The 15670-nt window shown below is 62.4% G+C and carries 12 protein-coding genes; 3 read left to right on the top strand and 9 right to left on the bottom strand.

The window, feature by feature from the left end; all coding sequences use genetic code 11:
• Nucleotides 1–8 precede the first annotated feature (8 nt).
• The 3 genes from ACFKSJ_RS05160 to ACFKSJ_RS05150 all read right to left on the bottom strand — a co-directional run bounded on the left by ACFKSJ_RS05160 (nucleotide 9) and on the right by ACFKSJ_RS05150 (nucleotide 3806).
• A complete protein-coding gene (locus ACFKSJ_RS05160; protein WP_440951187.1) occupies nucleotides 9–1106 on the bottom strand; it encodes a hypothetical protein in 1098 nt (365 codons plus the stop codon).
• Between the two features lie 184 nt (nucleotides 1107–1290).
• The gene (locus tag ACFKSJ_RS05155) at nucleotides 1291–1554 is read right to left on the bottom strand and encodes an NAC family transcription factor (RefSeq protein WP_440951186.1); all 264 of its coding nucleotides are present in this window, start codon (nucleotides 1552–1554) and stop codon (nucleotides 1291–1293) included.
• Between the two features lie 47 nt (nucleotides 1555–1601).
• The gene (locus ACFKSJ_RS05150; protein ID WP_440951185.1) at nucleotides 1602–3806 is read right to left on the bottom strand and encodes a PAS domain S-box protein; all 2205 of its coding nucleotides are present in this window, start codon (nucleotides 3804–3806) and stop codon (nucleotides 1602–1604) included.
• 192 nt (nucleotides 3807–3998) lie between these two features.
• Here ACFKSJ_RS05150 and ACFKSJ_RS05145 point away from each other — a divergent pair, with 192 nt between their 5' ends.
• A complete protein-coding gene (locus ACFKSJ_RS05145; RefSeq protein WP_440951184.1) occupies nucleotides 3999–4700 on the top strand; it encodes a hypothetical protein in 702 nt (233 codons plus the stop codon).
• Nucleotides 4701–4725: 25 nt separating this feature from the next.
• Here ACFKSJ_RS05145 and mutL read toward each other — a convergent pair whose 3' ends face one another.
• Together mutL and mutS are read right to left on the bottom strand one after the other, a co-directional pair.
• Entirely contained in the window at nucleotides 4726–6522 is a 1797-nt protein-coding gene (gene mutL, locus ACFKSJ_RS05140; RefSeq protein ID WP_440951183.1) for a DNA mismatch repair endonuclease MutL, read from the bottom strand.
• A complete protein-coding gene (mutS, locus tag ACFKSJ_RS05135; RefSeq protein WP_440951182.1) occupies nucleotides 6519–9119 on the bottom strand; it encodes a DNA mismatch repair protein MutS in 2601 nt (866 codons plus the stop codon). The genes mutL and mutS overlap by 4 nt, the downstream gene beginning before the upstream one ends.
• A gap of 131 nt (nucleotides 9120–9250) precedes the next feature.
• Between mutS and ACFKSJ_RS05130 the strand changes: the two genes are divergently transcribed.
• Entirely contained in the window at nucleotides 9251–10774 is a 1524-nt protein-coding gene (locus ACFKSJ_RS05130) for an MBL fold metallo-hydrolase (RefSeq protein ID WP_440951181.1), read from the top strand.
• Nucleotides 10775–10834: 60 nt separating this feature from the next.
• Here the strand turns inward: ACFKSJ_RS05130 and ACFKSJ_RS05125 are convergent, their stop codons facing one another.
• Nucleotides 10835–12073, bottom strand: coding sequence for a proteasome-activating nucleotidase (locus tag ACFKSJ_RS05125; RefSeq protein ID WP_440951180.1), 1239 nt, complete (start codon nucleotides 12071–12073; stop codon nucleotides 10835–10837).
• A gap of 60 nt (nucleotides 12074–12133) precedes the next feature.
• On the opposite strand from ACFKSJ_RS05125, the gene ACFKSJ_RS05120 reads away from it, so the two are divergent.
• Nucleotides 12134–12622: a multiprotein bridging factor aMBF1 gene (locus ACFKSJ_RS05120; protein ID WP_440951179.1), complete on the top strand. Its 489-nt coding sequence runs from the start codon at nucleotides 12134–12136 to the stop codon at nucleotides 12620–12622.
• A 107-nt stretch (nucleotides 12623–12729) separates the two neighbouring features.
• Here the strand turns inward: ACFKSJ_RS05120 and ACFKSJ_RS05115 are convergent, their stop codons facing one another.
• The 3 genes from ACFKSJ_RS05115 to ACFKSJ_RS05105 all read right to left on the bottom strand — a co-directional run bounded on the left by ACFKSJ_RS05115 (nucleotide 12730) and on the right by ACFKSJ_RS05105 (nucleotide 15664).
• On the bottom strand, nucleotides 12730–13218 hold the full coding sequence (locus tag ACFKSJ_RS05115; RefSeq protein ID WP_440951178.1) for a ferritin: 489 nt from the start codon (nucleotides 13216–13218) through the stop codon (nucleotides 12730–12732).
• A 161-nt stretch (nucleotides 13219–13379) separates the two neighbouring features.
• Entirely contained in the window at nucleotides 13380–14357 is a 978-nt protein-coding gene (locus ACFKSJ_RS05110; RefSeq protein ID WP_440951177.1) for a glycosyltransferase family 4 protein, read from the bottom strand.
• Complete coding sequence (locus ACFKSJ_RS05105) at nucleotides 14354–15664, bottom strand: protoporphyrinogen/coproporphyrinogen oxidase (protein ID WP_440951176.1); 1311 nt, start codon at nucleotides 15662–15664, stop codon at nucleotides 14354–14356. Before ACFKSJ_RS05105 ends, ACFKSJ_RS05110 begins: the two co-directional genes overlap by 4 nt.
• Between the last annotated feature and the right edge of the window lie 6 nt (nucleotides 15665–15670).

Genomic DNA, 15670 nt, shown 5'->3' with positions numbered 1-15670 from the left:
CCTTTTTTCTAACTGTCGGTGGTGATCAGCCCGTACTTCTGCTTCAGCAGCAGGTACCGGGCGTAATGGTACTCGTCGAGGGTCTTCCCCATACTCTGGAGACTCCGCCACTCTTTCGCATCGGCCTCCTCCTCCCCGATGCCGGTGAACGCTGACCCCGGGGCGATCGAAATCACCACCGGCGTGGAGGAGAGTCTTCCGATACCGGCATAGGTCCCGTTGCTGTCGGTGATGATCGAGGGCTCGGTGGACTCGATGAAGGCGTAGCCGGTGCCGGCATAGTCGTACCCGGCCGGGCACGCGATCCCGACGGCCATGTGCTGCTCGGGCTTGAACTCGAAGAGCGCGACCCCGAACCCGAGGTCCCGGAGGAGCGAGGCGAGCAGCAGCGACTTCTCCCCGCAGAGCCCCTGGCCGTCGTGCAGCACCTCGATCGGGTACCGGTCCCGCTGGCCCGTGCTCTCGAGCTCCGCCTTTGCGGTGTCGTACGGGATCTGCTGGACGGCACTGACCGCGATCCTGGCCTGGTCCTTGGGGTCGTCGGTGATCGAGCGGATCCGGTCGGCGAGCGCCGCAAGGTCGGGCCGCTGCACCGGGTCGTCGAGGATCTGCAGGTAGTACTGCTGTTCGTCTCCAGAGAAGCGGATGGTCTCTGCCGCCGTCTCCTGGTACGCCTGGCGGTGGATCTGGAAGGGGATCGTCCCCAGCCCGTCGTCGAGTAGATAGGAGAGATATCCGGCCATACCGTCGGGATCCGGCGAGATCCCTGGAGTTACGGTGGTAGGGGTCTGGAGACTCGCTACGGTCTGGGTGAGGGTCTCCGTGGGGGTACTCCCGACCGATTCCTGGGCTGAGCCGGCCAGCAGTTCGGGGACGGCACAGAGGATGAAGATCAGCATCGCCGCGATGACCAGCAGCATGCTCCTGCCGATCCGGTGGGTCGGCCGCCTGGGCCGTCTGGTGCGGGGGGTGGAACCGATCCCGGGTGAAGCGGCCCGGGCGTCAGGTCCCGGGGAAGGGAGAGCCCTGATCCGGAACCCGCACGACTGGCAGTAGGTGCCGCTCTCGGCAGGAGATTCGGCGCCGCAGAAGGCGCAGACTCTCATCGATACCGGTGGATTGCGAGGATCGCGGTCCGGCCCGGCTGCGGCCTCCCGGAGGTCTCCTCTGCAGTAAGGACAGACATTCCATCCCTGCTGGACCGGTTTTTTACATAGGGGACATCGATCGATACTATCGCCTGAACTGAAAAGAAGGACAGGCGATCAGAAGAAGGTTTCCCGGCCCCCCCTACTCCTCCCGGTAGGCTTCGAGCAGCCCCTGCCCGTACGCCGCCGTCTTCCTGGTCGGCACATAGTTGTAGACCCTGGTCCGCACCAGCAGCGCCTCCATGATCGCTGCATCATCGTGCAGATCGAGGTTCCTGACCGCCTTGACGATCTCATCGAGCCGGTCGATCCCGGTCGGCTTTCCTTCGACGACGATCTGCTTGGTTCCTGATGGCGGCAGCCCGCCGCAGATCGTACAATACTTTCCTTCGTTCCCCTCTGACATCGGTTCACCTCCATCGAACACCGCGGTGCCGATGGTCTTCTTCCTGATCAGTATGGCGTTCCCGGGATATCACACTGACCTGACCTGGTGCCGGGCGTCTCATCCTTCGCGCCGGCAAACCGGAACGCCCCCTCCGGAACCAGCAGATCGAACTGCGCCCCCTCGCCGAATGTCCCGGTCTCCTGGATGGTGATCCCGGTGATGTCCAGGATGTCGCGGATGATGAAGAGCCCGTACCCGGTGTTCTTCCCGTACCCGCGTCCGAAGATCTGCTCCTTCTGGTGTGGGTGAACCCCGTCCCCGTCGTCTGAGACCGAGATGATCAGCCCCTCCGGCACCTCTCTGCAGGCGATCGAGATCCAGGTCAGCCTTCCGGCATGCCGGAATGCATTGTCCAGCAGGTTGTAGAAGACCTCGGTGATCAGCGGGTCGGCATAGATCTCGAGCCCGTTGATGGTGTTACGTACCTGGACCTTGCCGGGATCGAGTTTGGAGGTCACATTGGCGAGGATGATGCTGATACGGTGCCACCCCGGCGCCTGGATCCCGATGTCCTGGTAGTCCCGGGTGAACTCGATCTGCTGCCGGATCGTCCGTGCCGCCCTCTCGATCTGCCTGATGTACGGGCCGGTCGTCTCTGCAGCCCCGGCCTCCTCGGAGGCGTCCTCGGCCAGGGCCAGGTACCCCCGGAGCACCGTCAGTTGGTTCAGGATGTCGTGCCTGGTCACGCTGGAGAGGATGTTCAGTTTCCTGTTCGCCTGGTTGATCGCATGCTCGGCCTTGACCCGGTCGGTGATGTCGACGAACGACTCCAGCAGGTACCGGTGGCCGTGGATAATAAACGGGGATACCGATTTCAGGATCGATCGTCTCGTCCCGTCCGCCGTCACCAGCACCCGTTCGGACCGGTCGACGGTCATCATCAGGTCGGTGATCGGGCATCGCCCCCCCTCGCCCGGGCAGATCGATTCATGACAGCAGGTCCCGATCAGGTCCCCGGCAGGGGTGCCGATCATGGCCGCGGCCGCGGCATTGATGTCCATGATTCGATGGTCCTCGGCATCGATCAGCATCACCCCGGCGAGGATCGAGTCCATCATCGTCCGGAACCACGCGTCCTTCCCGCCGGCCCCGAGCGAGGGGGACGCTCTCCCTATCTCCGGGATGACCAGCATCGTCGCCGGCCTCTGGTCGATGACGATGGAATGCGAGATCGCCAGCGCATGTACGGTGCCGCCGTTCTTCATAGAGAGCACCGCTTCCTTCCGTTCTGGCTCGCTCTGACGGGCCTGGAGATCTGCTGAGGGGAGGATCCGTCGCAGGGGCATTCCCTGCAGTTCCTCTTCGGTGTACCCGAGCAGATCTGTCGCGGCCCGGTTCGCCTTCAGGATCAGTTCTTCCTGGCCGGGCTCTTCAATCCCGGTGATCAGGGACGGGTCGTTCTGGGTGGAGAAGAGCCACGTGAACTCCTCCTCAAACCGGGTGGCTGCCTCTCGAAAGCACTGCTCGTCCGTGATGTCCGAGATAGAGACGATGAGGGCCGGCTTTCCCTGATACTCGATCCTCGTCCCGATCGACCTCACCCACATCTTCTTTCCCGTTATGGTCTGCAGCCTGTACCTGCCTTCAAATCTGCTCTCTCCGGCCAGCACCTTCGAAATGTCTTCGATCGCCCGCTGCTGCGACTCAGGAGTTATGAACTCGGCGGTGCTCCTGCCGATCATCGCAGCAGGACTGTCGAGTTCGGCCATCTTCGCGGCCATCCAGTTGGCGAGCAGGATCGTTCCGGAGAAATCCGCCACCATCATGGCATTGAGCGAGTAGTCGGCGAGAAACCGGTAATTCTCCTCGCTCTCTGCCAGTGCAAGTTCTGCCTGCCGCCGTTTCACCGACTGCCAGATCACGTTCTTCAGTTCGGCGAACTGTGACTTCGGGTCGCCGCCCTTCTGCAGGTAGAAGTCCGCGCCCGAGTTCAGCGCATCGATCGCAACATGCTCCCGCCCCCTGCCGGTGAAGATGCAGAACGGGGTCTGGTCCCCGGACTGCCTGAACCTCTGCAAAAAGTCGATCCCATTGATCCCCGGCATCTCGTAGTCCGATATGATGGCGTCGAACCGCCCGCTCATGAGAATATCGAGGGCATCGATTGCGGACGAACAGGTGGTCACCCTGATCTCAGGATCCTGTTCAAGAAAGAGTCTGGTCAGGTCCAGCAGTGCGGGTTCGTCGTCGACAAGAAGTACGGTTATCATACAAGGGTTCATCCTCTCCTGCCAATGGATGAATACACGACCGGCAGGAGGACGCTGGAGGTGCATCACGTCCTGATGATCTACATCATCTGAAGGAGATTATAATAACCTTGCTTTTTGTTCGTCCACCCGTCATTCGGAGAAGAACTATATAGGATCAGGCGAGTATCCCGCACACAGGAGATGGAGGAGATGGCGACGGCTGAAGGGGAGGACTCTGCAGAGGAGGAGACCCGGCAGGCGCTCTGGGAGGAGATCGAGATCAAGTCCAGGACCCCGGAGACCCAGTACGAGGCGCTGGAGTTGATCGATCGGCATATCCCGCACCTCCCGCTGAAGGTCTGCCGGATCGTCAGGGACCTGACTGGGGCCGACGACCTCCTGGTTCGTGAGCTGGCCGGGCAACTGCTCGTGCGGTGCAGTGAGAATTACCCGTTTCTGACGCTCACCGAGACCCTCCTCAACGACCTCCGGGAGATCCGGGAGAACTCGATCGCCCCGATCCTGACGATGCAGGAGCAGGTTCGAAAGATGCAGACCTTCCTCGAACAGGCGATGATCCCGGTCGGAGAACTCCCGGCGATCACCGCTTCGGTCGAACAACAGATCCGGCCGATGCAGGATGCGATCCGGCAGATCAAACTGTTGCAGATCCCCCTGTCAAAGTTCGACAGTTCCTGGATGGAGAAGATCCCGTCGTTCACCCCCACACGGTCCGGCAGCACCCTCCTCCTCGACCGGATGGAGCGGATGGAGGAGCGGATGGAGCGGGTCCTTGAGGAACTGGACCGGGTAAAGGCCGAGGCAGAGGTGAACCGCGGGGAGTACGAGGGGCTGAAACGGATGTTTGAAAACCTGGAAGCCGAGCTGGACCGGTCCTACCAGTACCATTGAAAAAGGCAGGGGGGTTCCTGGCCCGTCAGGTCCGGAGAAAGAGGGCGGCCAGCTGCTCTGGGGTGAACCGGATCACCGTCGGCCTTCCATGGGGGCAGGTGTACGGATCCTCGGTGGCCGCCAGCTGGGCGAGCAACTGTCCGCCCTGCTCGTTCGTCAGCACCGCCCCGGCCTTCACCGCCCCCCTGCAGGCCACCCTGCTGGTGATCGCGTCCCTCGTCGCCGTATGATCGCCCGGTTCCTCGCTGATCACCCCGGCGATGATCTCCCTGACCTGTTCGGGGTCTTCGATCCGTCCGAAGATCACCGGCACTGCGTACACCGCGAAGGTCTCCTTGCCGAACTCCTCGATCCGGAACCCCTCCCGTTCGAAGATGGGGGTCGCCTCCCTGACCGCCTCGGCCTCCTGCGGCGTGACCGTCAGCAGCACCGGGGTGATCAGCTCCTGCGTCTGGATGGTCCGGTCCCGTCGGAGCTGGTCGTAGAGGATCCGTTCATGGGCGGCGTGCTGATCGATCAGGCAGAGGGTCTGGTCGGGGGTCTCTGCGATCAGGTAGGTGTTCGCCACCTGGCCGAGCACCCGCATCGCGGGGAGCGGGGTGCGGCCCGGTACGCCTTCCTCCCTGGAGAATGTGGGCCGGCTGGTCAGCCTGATCTGCTGGGTGGTCAGCCGCCGTGGGGCCGTGGTCTGCTGCAGGCGTGGGGATGGTGTGCCTCCCGTCCGGGGTGCACCGGTACCCCTGGCGTACGGTGCGTTCGTCTCCTCGACCCCCTCGGTCTCCAGCGCCGTGGGGTGGTAGGTGACCGGGCGATAGAGCAGGTCGGCATGCTCGAGCGCTGCCCGGATCATGGCGGTCACCGCCGCCGTGACCGTCTGTTCCTGGTCGAGCCTGACCTGCCGCTTGGCCGGGTGGACGTTCACGTCGACGAGGGCGGTGTCGATCGTCAGGTCCAGAAACGCCACGGGATACCGGTCTCTGGGGAGGAGCGTCCCGTAGCCCTCCCTGATCGCGTTCAGGAGGGCCCGGTTGTAGATGTCCCGCCGGTTGATGCTCAGGTGGACCTGGTACGGTTCGAGCCTGCTGATCGCCGGCGGGGAGATGAACCCCTCGATCCTGACCGGCCCCTCTGTTGCACTGACCGGGATCAAGCCTCTGGCCAGCTCGGGCCCGAACAGTCCGACGATCGTATCGCGTTTATCCGAGGACCGCTGGGTGGTGATCCGTCCGCGCCGGTTCAGCACCAGCCTGAACCCCACCCCCGGGTTGGCCAGGGCTATCCGCTCGACGACGCCGTAGAGATGGCCGAGCTCGGTCTTCTGCGACTTCTGGAACTTCTTCCGTGCCGGGGTGTTGAAGAAGAGGTCGTCGACCGTAACCGTGGTCCCCAGGGCGGACCCGGCCTCGGCCACCTCGCTGATCACCCCGCCGCGGATCGCGACCCTGGTCCCGGTGGCGCTCCCCTTCTGGCGGGTCACCAGCATCATCGTTGAGACGGCCCCGATGCTGGCGAGCGCCTCCCCCCGGAAGCCCATCGTCCGGATCGTCGAGAGGTCGTCGAGGGTCCGCAGCTTGCTGGTGGTGTGCGGGAGACAGGCGATCGCCGCGTCTTCGCTGCTCATCCCGCAGCCGTTGTCGACGATCCGGATCCTGGTGATCGCTCCGTTCTCTGTCGTCACCTCGCACCGGATCAGGTCTGCGCCGGCATCGATGGCGTTCTCGATCAGCTCCTTGGCCACCGAGGCCGGCCGCTCGATCACCTCCCCGGCTGCGATCTGGTTGATCGTCGCCTGGTCGAGCTGGCGGATCACTGGCCCGCTCATGCCCCGCCCCCTCTCATCTGTTCTTTGAGGGCGTAGAGCGCCTGCAGGGCCTGCAGCGGGGAGAGGTCGTCCGGGTTGATCGCCCGGAGGGCCTTGACGGCCGGGTGTTCGACCGTCTCGGATTCGGGGCTGATCAGCAGCATCTGCGTATACCGTGCCTTCTTCGGGGCCTCGTTATACTCCCGGCCCATCACCTCGGCCAGGATCGCAGTCGCCCGTTCGGTCACCTTCCTCGGCACCCCGGCCAGGGTGGCGACATGGATGCCGTAGCTCTTGTCGGTCGCGCCGGGGATCAGCTGCCTGGTGAAGACCACGTCGGTCCCGGTCTCCTGCACGGCCAGGTGATAGTTCCGAACCCTTTTTAAGGTCGCTTCGACGTCGACCAGCTCGTGGAAATGGGTCGCGAAGAGGGTCCGCGGCCCGCTCTTTCCCTTGCCGTGCAGAAACTCGAGGACGGCCCGGGCGATGCTGTACCCGTCCACCGTCGACGTCCCGCGGCCGATCTCGTCCAGGATCACCAGGCTCTGCGGGGTCACGTGGTTGAGGATGTTGGCCAGTTCGACCATCTCGACCATGAAGGTGGACTGCCCGCGGGCCAGGTCGTCGAACGCCCCGACCCGGGTGAAGACCCGGTCGACCAGCCCGATCGTCGCATGGTCGGCGGGAACGAAACTGCCCATCTGTGCCATGATGCAGAGGATCGCCAGCGACCGCATGTACGTGGACTTGCCGGCCATGTTCGCACCGGTGATGATCAGGATCTGCTCCTCGGCACCGTCCATGCTGGTGTCGTTCGGGATGAACCCGCCCTCGACGTGCTGCTCGACGACCGGGTGCCGCCCGCCCCGGATCAGCACCTTCGGCTCGTCGATGATCACCGGGCGGGTGAACCCGTCCTGGACCGCGACCTCGGCGAGGGCCGCGTACATGTCCAGCCAGGCCACCGATGCGGCGTTCTGCTGCAGCATCGGGACCGAGCCGGCCATGGTGGTCAGCAGGTCTGCAAAGAGGGTCGTCTCCTGTTCGAGCAGGTGCTCCTCGGCCTCGGCGATCTGCTGCTCCTGCTCCCGGAGGGCCGGGGTGGTGTACCGCTCGCCATTGGTGGTGGTCTGTTTCCGGTCGTACTCGGCCGGGACCAGCGCAGCGTTCGCCTTGGAGACCTCGATGTAGTAGCCGAAGACCCGGTTGTAGGCGATCTTCAGCGTCCTGATCCCGGTCCGTTCCCGTTCTTTCTGCTGCAGGTCGATGATCCAGTCCTTCCCCGACCCCGAGAGGGACCGGAAGTGGTCGAGGGTCTCGTCGTACCCGTCCCGGATCATCCCCCCGTTCCGGGTGTTCGCCGGCGGGTCGTCGACGAGGGCCCGCTCGATCAGCTCTGTGATGGCGCCGGGGTCCCGGATGCCGGCGAGGGCCGCGGCCACCTCTGGCGGGACCGTCACCGCCGGGTCGCTGAGCAGGCTGCTGATCATCGGAAGAACGGTGAGCGAGCGGTTCAGGGTGACCAGGTCCCGCGGCGTCGCACTCCCGTAGGCGATCCTGCCGGCGATCCGCTCGATGTCGGCGGACCGGTGGAGCAGGCTTCTGACCTCGGCCCGGATCAGCGGGTGGTCGACGAAGAACGAGACCGCATCGAGCCTCCCCTCGATCTGTTCGCGGTCGAGAAGCGGGCTCACCAGGCAGGACTTGAGCAGCCGGGCTCCCATCGAGGTGCCGGTCCGGTCGAGCACACTGAGGAGCGTCCCGTCCTTCGCCTCGCCCCTGATCGTCGAGACCAGTTCCAGGTTCCGAAGGGTGATCTCGTCCAGCACCATCCGCTCTTCCGCGGTCCGGGTCGAGAGCATGGTGATATGCGTCAGCGGGGCGTGGTGCATCTCCTGTGCATAGGCGAGCGCAGCCCCGGCCGCTCCCACGGCCTGGGGAAGGCCGGCACAGCCGAACCCCTCGAGGGTGGCGGTCTGGAAGTGACGCTTCAGCAGGTCCTCAGCAGTGCCGGGTGCGAAGGACTCGTCAGGATACGGGGTCACCACCGGGCAGATCTCCCTGGCCGCAGCGATCAGGTCCGGATCCGCCGATGACGGAACGATCACCTCGGTCGGACCGATCCGGGCCAGTTCGGTCCTGAGGCCGGCGCAGTCGGACCCGGCCCTGGTGACCAGCACCGAGAAGGCCCCGGTCGAGACGTCCAGCGATGCCACCCCGGCCAGGTCTCCCCGCCGATCGGGAGCGACCGCCACGAGCGTCCTGGCCTCGGCCGACCCGAGCAGCTCCGACTCGATCACGGTCCCGGGCGTGATCACCCTGACCACCTCGCGCTTGACGAGCCCTTTCGCCTTCTTGGGGTCCTCGACCTGCTCCCCAACTGCGACCTTGTACCCGCGCCGGACCAGCCGTGCGATATAGGCGTCCGCTGCATGATAGGGCACCCCTGCGAGCGGAATCTTCTTTCCTGCGCTGTCAGAAGACCGCGACGTCAGTACAATATCCAGTTCGCGTGCGACGATCTCTGCGTCGGCACCGAACGTCTCGTAAAAATCGCCCATCCGAAAGAGGAGCAGAGCATCGGGATACTGCTGCTTTGCAGCCTGATACTGCCTCATTCCTGGACTCAACCCCCCGGTCATTGGCACTCTCTTATCAATTCATGCCGGTGGGATATAAGGGCGACGTTTGTGCGTTTCCGATCCTTTGATCCTTTATTCGAGGAGCGTCATACACTCTCTGAAGACTGATGGAGAGAGAGGAGAGGTTCTCATTTATCGCCCGAGTTCCCGATGAACCCGGGGCGTTGCACCGGGTCGCTGCGATCATCACCGAGTTCGGGCTGAACATCACCCGGGCCCAGTACGACCAGCGGATCGACAGAGAGACGGTCTTCTTCGAGGTGACCGGGGATCCGGAGCGGTGCAGTCAGGTACTCGATCACCTGGATCGGGCCGGGCTGCTCCAGACCTCGCTGCCCAGGAGCCGGATCCTGAAGCTGTACGTATACCTGCCGCACCAGGCCGGCGCCCTCGCTGCGTTCCTCGATACGGTCCGGCTGGGCGGGGCGAACATCCTCTTCATCGACTTTGACGAGCGGGGCCGCCACCCGGAACGGGTTACGATCAGCCTGAACCTGGACCAGAACGGGGTCGTCGACGACCTGCTCGGTCAGCTCAGTTCTGCCTACAAACTCGAGGTCGTCGAGTACGACCCGACCGGCCGGCATCTGGACGATACGATCTTCTATGTCCGGTTCGCCCAGCGGGTGCGCGAACTGATCGGCGACGAGGCGGACGACTCGTTCCTGCTCCGGTTCCTCCACGACATCAATCACACCGTCCAGGAACTGATGAACCGGGGACGGGATCCCCAGGAGGTCTTTGCGAACGTCCTTTCCGCCGGCCAGACCCTCCGCAAGACCAGCGATCAGGGGTTTTACGCAGACGTCCAGCAGATCGTGGTCAGTGACCAGGTCACGCTCTTCTGCTTTCAGATGCCCTGCGGGGGAAACGTCTTCCTCTTGAAGGCCGGCGACGAGCTGGTGCTGGTCGATACCGGGTTCGGGATCTACCATGACGACATTCTCCAGATGCTGGCGCGATATGGGTTCACCGATCTCGGCCAGCTGAAACGGGTCATCATCACCCATGCTGACGCAGACCACTGTGGCGGGTCAGGACTCTTTGCGGTCCCCTGTTATATGCACCCCGGCACGCTGGAGGTGATCAGGCAGGCAAACCGGGCATATGGCTCCCGGTCGGAGGGGTCGGTCCTCGAGGAGGTCTATACCACGATGATCAACCTCTTCTCCGGGTTCACCATTCCCGAGGACGTGCACCTCTTCTCCTCCGAACCACTGGGCACGGTCGGGCCGTTCCCGATCGTCGGGGAGGTCCGGGTCGGGGATCTGCACTTCCAGGTGCTCGAAGGGCTCGGCGGGCATATGTATGCGCAGACGTACCTCTTCTGCAGAGAGGCGGGGATCTTCTTCACCGCCGACTGTGTGATCAACTTCGACAGTCTCACGCAGGCCAGGCGGGACTACAGCACGCTTGCGGTGCTGCTGGTCACATCGGTGAACGTGGACAGCGACCTGGCCCGGACCGAACGGCAGGCGATCCTGCAGATCATGACAGACCTCGGGACGTCACGCGGCCAGGAAGAGCGGCCCGGCCTGATCTGTGGCGGCCATGGTGCCGTCTCGGTGCTGGACGACCACGGCCGGCTGATCCCCTATGGCGCGGTCACCCATTACGCTGCAAAAGAGTAGTCATCCTGTAATATTTTTTTAAAAAGTGATCTGAAGAGGGGACGGTTTCCCGTCCTCTCTTTACGCGAACATGGCCCCTGATGCATTGATCAGGGTGTTTCGGTCGAAATCGTTGGAGAACTTCTCGATCGATCTTTCAAAGTCCTCCAGGGTCACCATCTCATGGTCGGACCTGATCGCAAACATCCCTGCTTCCATGCAGATCGCATGCAGGTCAGCCCCGTTCTTCCCCTCTGTCCGTGTTGCGATCTCTCTGATATCGATCTTTTTGTCGATGTTCATCCCTGCGCAGTGGATATCCAGGATCGAGAGCCTCCCCTCGATGTCAGGGAGCGGAATCTCGATGATCCGATCGAACCGTCCCGGCCTGAGGAGTGCGCGGTCGAGGATATCGATCCTGTTCGTGGCCCCGATGATCCGGACGTCTCCGCGGTTGCTGAACCCGTCCATCTCGGCCAGCAGCTGCATCAGGGTCCGGTGCACCTCGCGATCCCCGGAGGTGTTCGACTCGGTCCGGGATGCCCCGATCGCATCGATCTCATCGATGAAGATGATCGAGGGGCTCTTCTTCTTGGCCAGTTCGAAGAGCTCCCTGACCAGCCGGGCGCCTTCCCCGATGTACTTCTGCACCAGTTCAGACCCGACCACCCGGAGGAAGTGTGCATCGGTCTGGTGAGCGACCGCCCGTGCCAGCAGGGTCTTCCCGGTCCCGGGCGGACCATGGAGGAGCACCCCCTTCGGCGGCTCGACCCCCATCTTCCGGAAGATCTCAGGCTTCTTAAGCGGCAGTTCGACGGCCTCCCTGATCTCGATGATCTGTTTCTCAAGTCCTCCGATCTCTTCGTACCGTTCAGAAGGTGCCTCGATCACCTCCATCCCGTACACCTGTGCATCATAGTTGGTCGGGAGAATCTCGACGATGGCAAGCGACTGCTGGTTCAAGGTGCAGCGGGCCCCGGGTTTCACATCTTCGATATTCAGGCTCTGCGAGATCCCGACCAGAAATCGCGGACCTGCACTCGACCTGACGATCACCCTGGTCTCATCGATCAGATCGGTGACCGTCCCGATCACGAGGGGCGGGGACTTCATCTGCTCGATCTCGCTCTTGAACTTCCGCACCTCCCGTTCGTACCTGACCTTCTGGGTCTCGAGGTAGCGCTTATCAGCTTCGATCTGGCGGAGCTGCTCCCGAAGTTCCGTATTTCGGTCCTCCAGGTTCGTCACCCTTTCAAGGAGATACCGGTACAGATCCTCTCCTTTCTGAGGTTCAGGTAAATGATTCAGGGTGTCGGCCATCTCGTCCCTCTCAAATAGATATATAGGGGAAAATGACTATAAAGATTTTTGCGAAGTAGTATGCATTGTGAATTATGTGGATCCGTGATCACCGGCCCCTCTGCAAAACGAGTCAGAATAGAAGGTGCAGAGCTCGAAGTCTGTGGTCAGTGTGCCAAATACGGGGTTGAAGTGCAGCAGCCAAAGAAACCTGCACTGAAGCGTAATGTCCCCGGAGCCAAAGCAACGCCGGTTGTTCATCACAGGCGGGATGCCTTTGATATGATGGACGGGGAGATCGTTGACGACTATGGCGAGCGGATCAAGAACGCCCGGGCCGGGAGGGGGATGTCCCAGAAGGATCTCGCGCTTGCGGTGAAAGAGAAGGAGATGCTGATCAAGAAGATCGAGAAGGGCGACCTGATCCCTGAGGACGAGGTCCGCAAGAAGATCGAGAAGGTGCTCCTGATCCGGCTGGTCGACTCACCCGAGGATCCGATCGAAAAGAGGCGTGCTGAGCAGGTGAAGACGACGCTCGGCGATCTGATCTCCATCAAGCGACATCCCTGACGGGTTCTTCGATACCATACCGGAATCCCCGGCAATCTCTTTTTGGCATGCCCTGTTCGGATCATGGTTCAATGGTCCATGGTCTCGTATCAAAAAAGTGGTGATGATCACTCGCGCTTTGCGAGGTGATGGTCCAGGTAGAAGAGGTGCCCCGGGACATCGCCGACGGTCTTGATCTGTTCGAGGATCGCCAGGGCGTTCGCCTCCTCCTCGACCTGCTCGGTCACAAACCACTGGAGCGCCGCTGCCGTGGCGTAGTCCTTCTTCTCAAGTGCCAGGTCCATCAGTGCAGCGATCATCGCGGTCACCTTCTGTTCATGGTCATAGACCTGCTCGAAGATCTCCTGCGTCGACTTCCACTCCTCTGGGGGCGCCTCGATCGGCTGGAGCAGGGCTCTCCCGTTCATCGCGATCAGGTGGTCGTACAGTCTCATACCATGGGCCAGCTCCTCGCGGGCCTGCACCCGCAACCAGTGGGCGAACCCTTTCAGGTTGATCGAATCAAGGTACGACGACATCGACAGGTACAGGTACGCGGAGTAGTACTCCCTGTTGACCTGCTTGTTCAGCGCTTCTTCGATTGACTTTTTGATCATGCTCAGCACTCCTTAACAGACCGACTCTCCACGCTCCTCCTCTTTAAACCTTGTCACGATTTTGAGGGATGGTCGGACGATCGCAGAGGTGGAGAAAAAAGTGATGGAAAAAAGATCGATGCTGGGATGGAACCGGCGTGCCGGATCTCTCCCGGGTAGTATCACTTTTCGACGAGTGATCGGTACAGGCTGATGTGCTGCTCTGCGATCGTCCTGAGATCGTGCTTCTCGGTCCATGCCCGGGAGCCGGCCCCGATGGTTTTGAGCCGCCCTTCATCCCTGAGCAGGGAGGTCACGTCGGCCAGGTCATTGAAGTACAGCACCTGGTCTCCGAAGATCTCCCGGAACTCGGGAATATCCCGGGCGATCACCGGCAGCCCGCTCGCGAGGGCCTCGAGGATCACCAGTCCGAACGTCTCTGCATGCGAGGGCATCAGGAAGAGATCGGCGCCGTTGTACGGGTCGGCAATCTCGTCGACATACCCGGTGAAGATGACATTCTCGCCGGCATGTTCGCTCAATTCCTTGATCCGCCGGTAATCCTTGGAGACCGGGCCGTAGGGCAATCCACCGACCCAGACCCACCTGATCTCCGGGTGAGCCTTCGCCAGTGCGAGAAAGTCATAGATCCCCTTCCGCGGCGTCATCTGGGCCACGGTCAGCACCACCTTCTCATCATCACCGATATGGTACTGTTCGCGGAACCGTTCCCGCCGATCCTGGTCCGGGCGGAAGTAGGTCCTGTTCACCCCGTTCGGGATCAGCGTGGCCGGGACGTCCGGGGCCATCGCGATCACCTCCTGGTGGCAGGACTCGGAGATGGTGATGATGTGATCGAACCGCTGGTAGATCTTCGGATAGAGTCGGTTGATGGTTTTGTAAAAAGCGATGTTTCCGTTGTTGATCCGGGGGGTCGAGTGGGCCGTCAGGATCCGGACCCCGGTGGCCAGCTGGCAATGAGCCATGGCGAGGGGGCCGAAGGTGTGGTAATGGACCAGGTCCGCATCCCCCGGCATCCCCTTCCAGGTCATCTCCAGTTCCCCGGTGGCGACGAGTTCGTGGTAGAGCATCTTTGCCACCGTCGCACAGCCGATGTATTTGAAGAAGAACATATCTTCGACGTAGAAGTCGACCTTCATGGATGCTTCTCCAGGAGGTCGAGGACGTGCCGGATGCAGCCGTCCATATTCAGGTACTCGAACTCGGCAAACCTGCCGACCAGCTCGATCCCTGCCCCGCTGCAGAACTCTTTGATCGTTGCGATATGGGTGGTGTACCCCAGGTCATAGATCACGTAGGCGAACTGCTCCCGCTCGACCCCGGTGAAGACCACCTGGTCGGCCCTGATCACGCCCATCCTGTCCAGGGATCCGACCACGTGCTCGATCATCTGCTGATCGGACATGCCGGCCACCTCGTCCCCGTCCCGGTAGGTGATCTCGGCGAGCACCGAGGAGCACCCCGGCGGGGCCACCTCGGAGCTGTAGTTCGAGGGGAACGAGATCCGGTTGAACCTGCCGACGGCAGGGTCCGGGATATACGCCCAGGAGTGATCCGGAACCGCCCCTTTCACCCCGATATTCACGCAGCAGACCGAGTTGTACTGAAGGCGGTCACAGGCCTCCTGGACCTCAGGGGGGACTGCCTGCAGGCAGGGGAGGAGCGCCTGCAGGGGGATGGTCGCGATCAGACGGTCTGCCCGGATGACCGTCTCCCCGTCGCTGATCTCCCAGCCGTCATCATCGCGCCGGATCGACCTGACCTCGTACCCGGTCCTGATGCAGTCCCTGACCGGTTCGGCCATCGCCGTGACCAGCGCCTCGATCCCCCCGGTGGTCGGGTAACTGAAGACCGCCTGGTGGGTGTACCCCTCGGTCTCGATCCCGATCGCCGACTTGACGATATCCTCGACAGGCGGCCGCGGGATCCGGCCATCCACCCAGTGGCAGGACATCTGGTCGGCCGGGTACTTCCAGATCTTCTCATTGTACGGGATCATGTAGCAGTCGGCGATCCCCTGCCCGAACGTCGCCAGGATCCAGTCCTTGAAGGTCACGGGCGGGGGGATCTCGCCCTTCTCGGATGCGATCAGGGTCTTGATGAACTCGCTGATACAGTAGTACAGGTCCTCCTTCGGGAGGTCAGCAAGCCCGTTCTCGAACGGGTACTTCAGGTACTTTCCTTTATAAAAGATCCTGGTCGACCGATGGCGGACCGAACGGTTCTGACTGAGGATCTCGTGCATCAGCCCGAGCACCTGCTGGTCGCGGCTGAAGATGATATGAGAGCCGCCGCGGTCGAACGTGAATCCTTCTGCAGTGACCGAGCGGCAGAGCCCTCCGATCTGGTCCTCCTTCTCCAGCACCACCACGGACTGCCCTTCTGCAGCCAGCAGGCGTGCGAGCGTGACACCGGTGAGTCCTCCTCCCAGAATCGCTGTTTTCACATTGAA

It is taken from the genome of Methanosphaerula subterraneus (assembly GCF_052055875.1).
GTDB lineage: Archaea > Halobacteriota > Methanomicrobia > Methanomicrobiales > Methanospirillaceae > Methanosphaerula > Methanosphaerula subterraneus.
The sequence above is the reverse complement of the archived record's forward strand: the minus strand, read 5'-3'. Positions and strand labels throughout refer to the sequence as shown.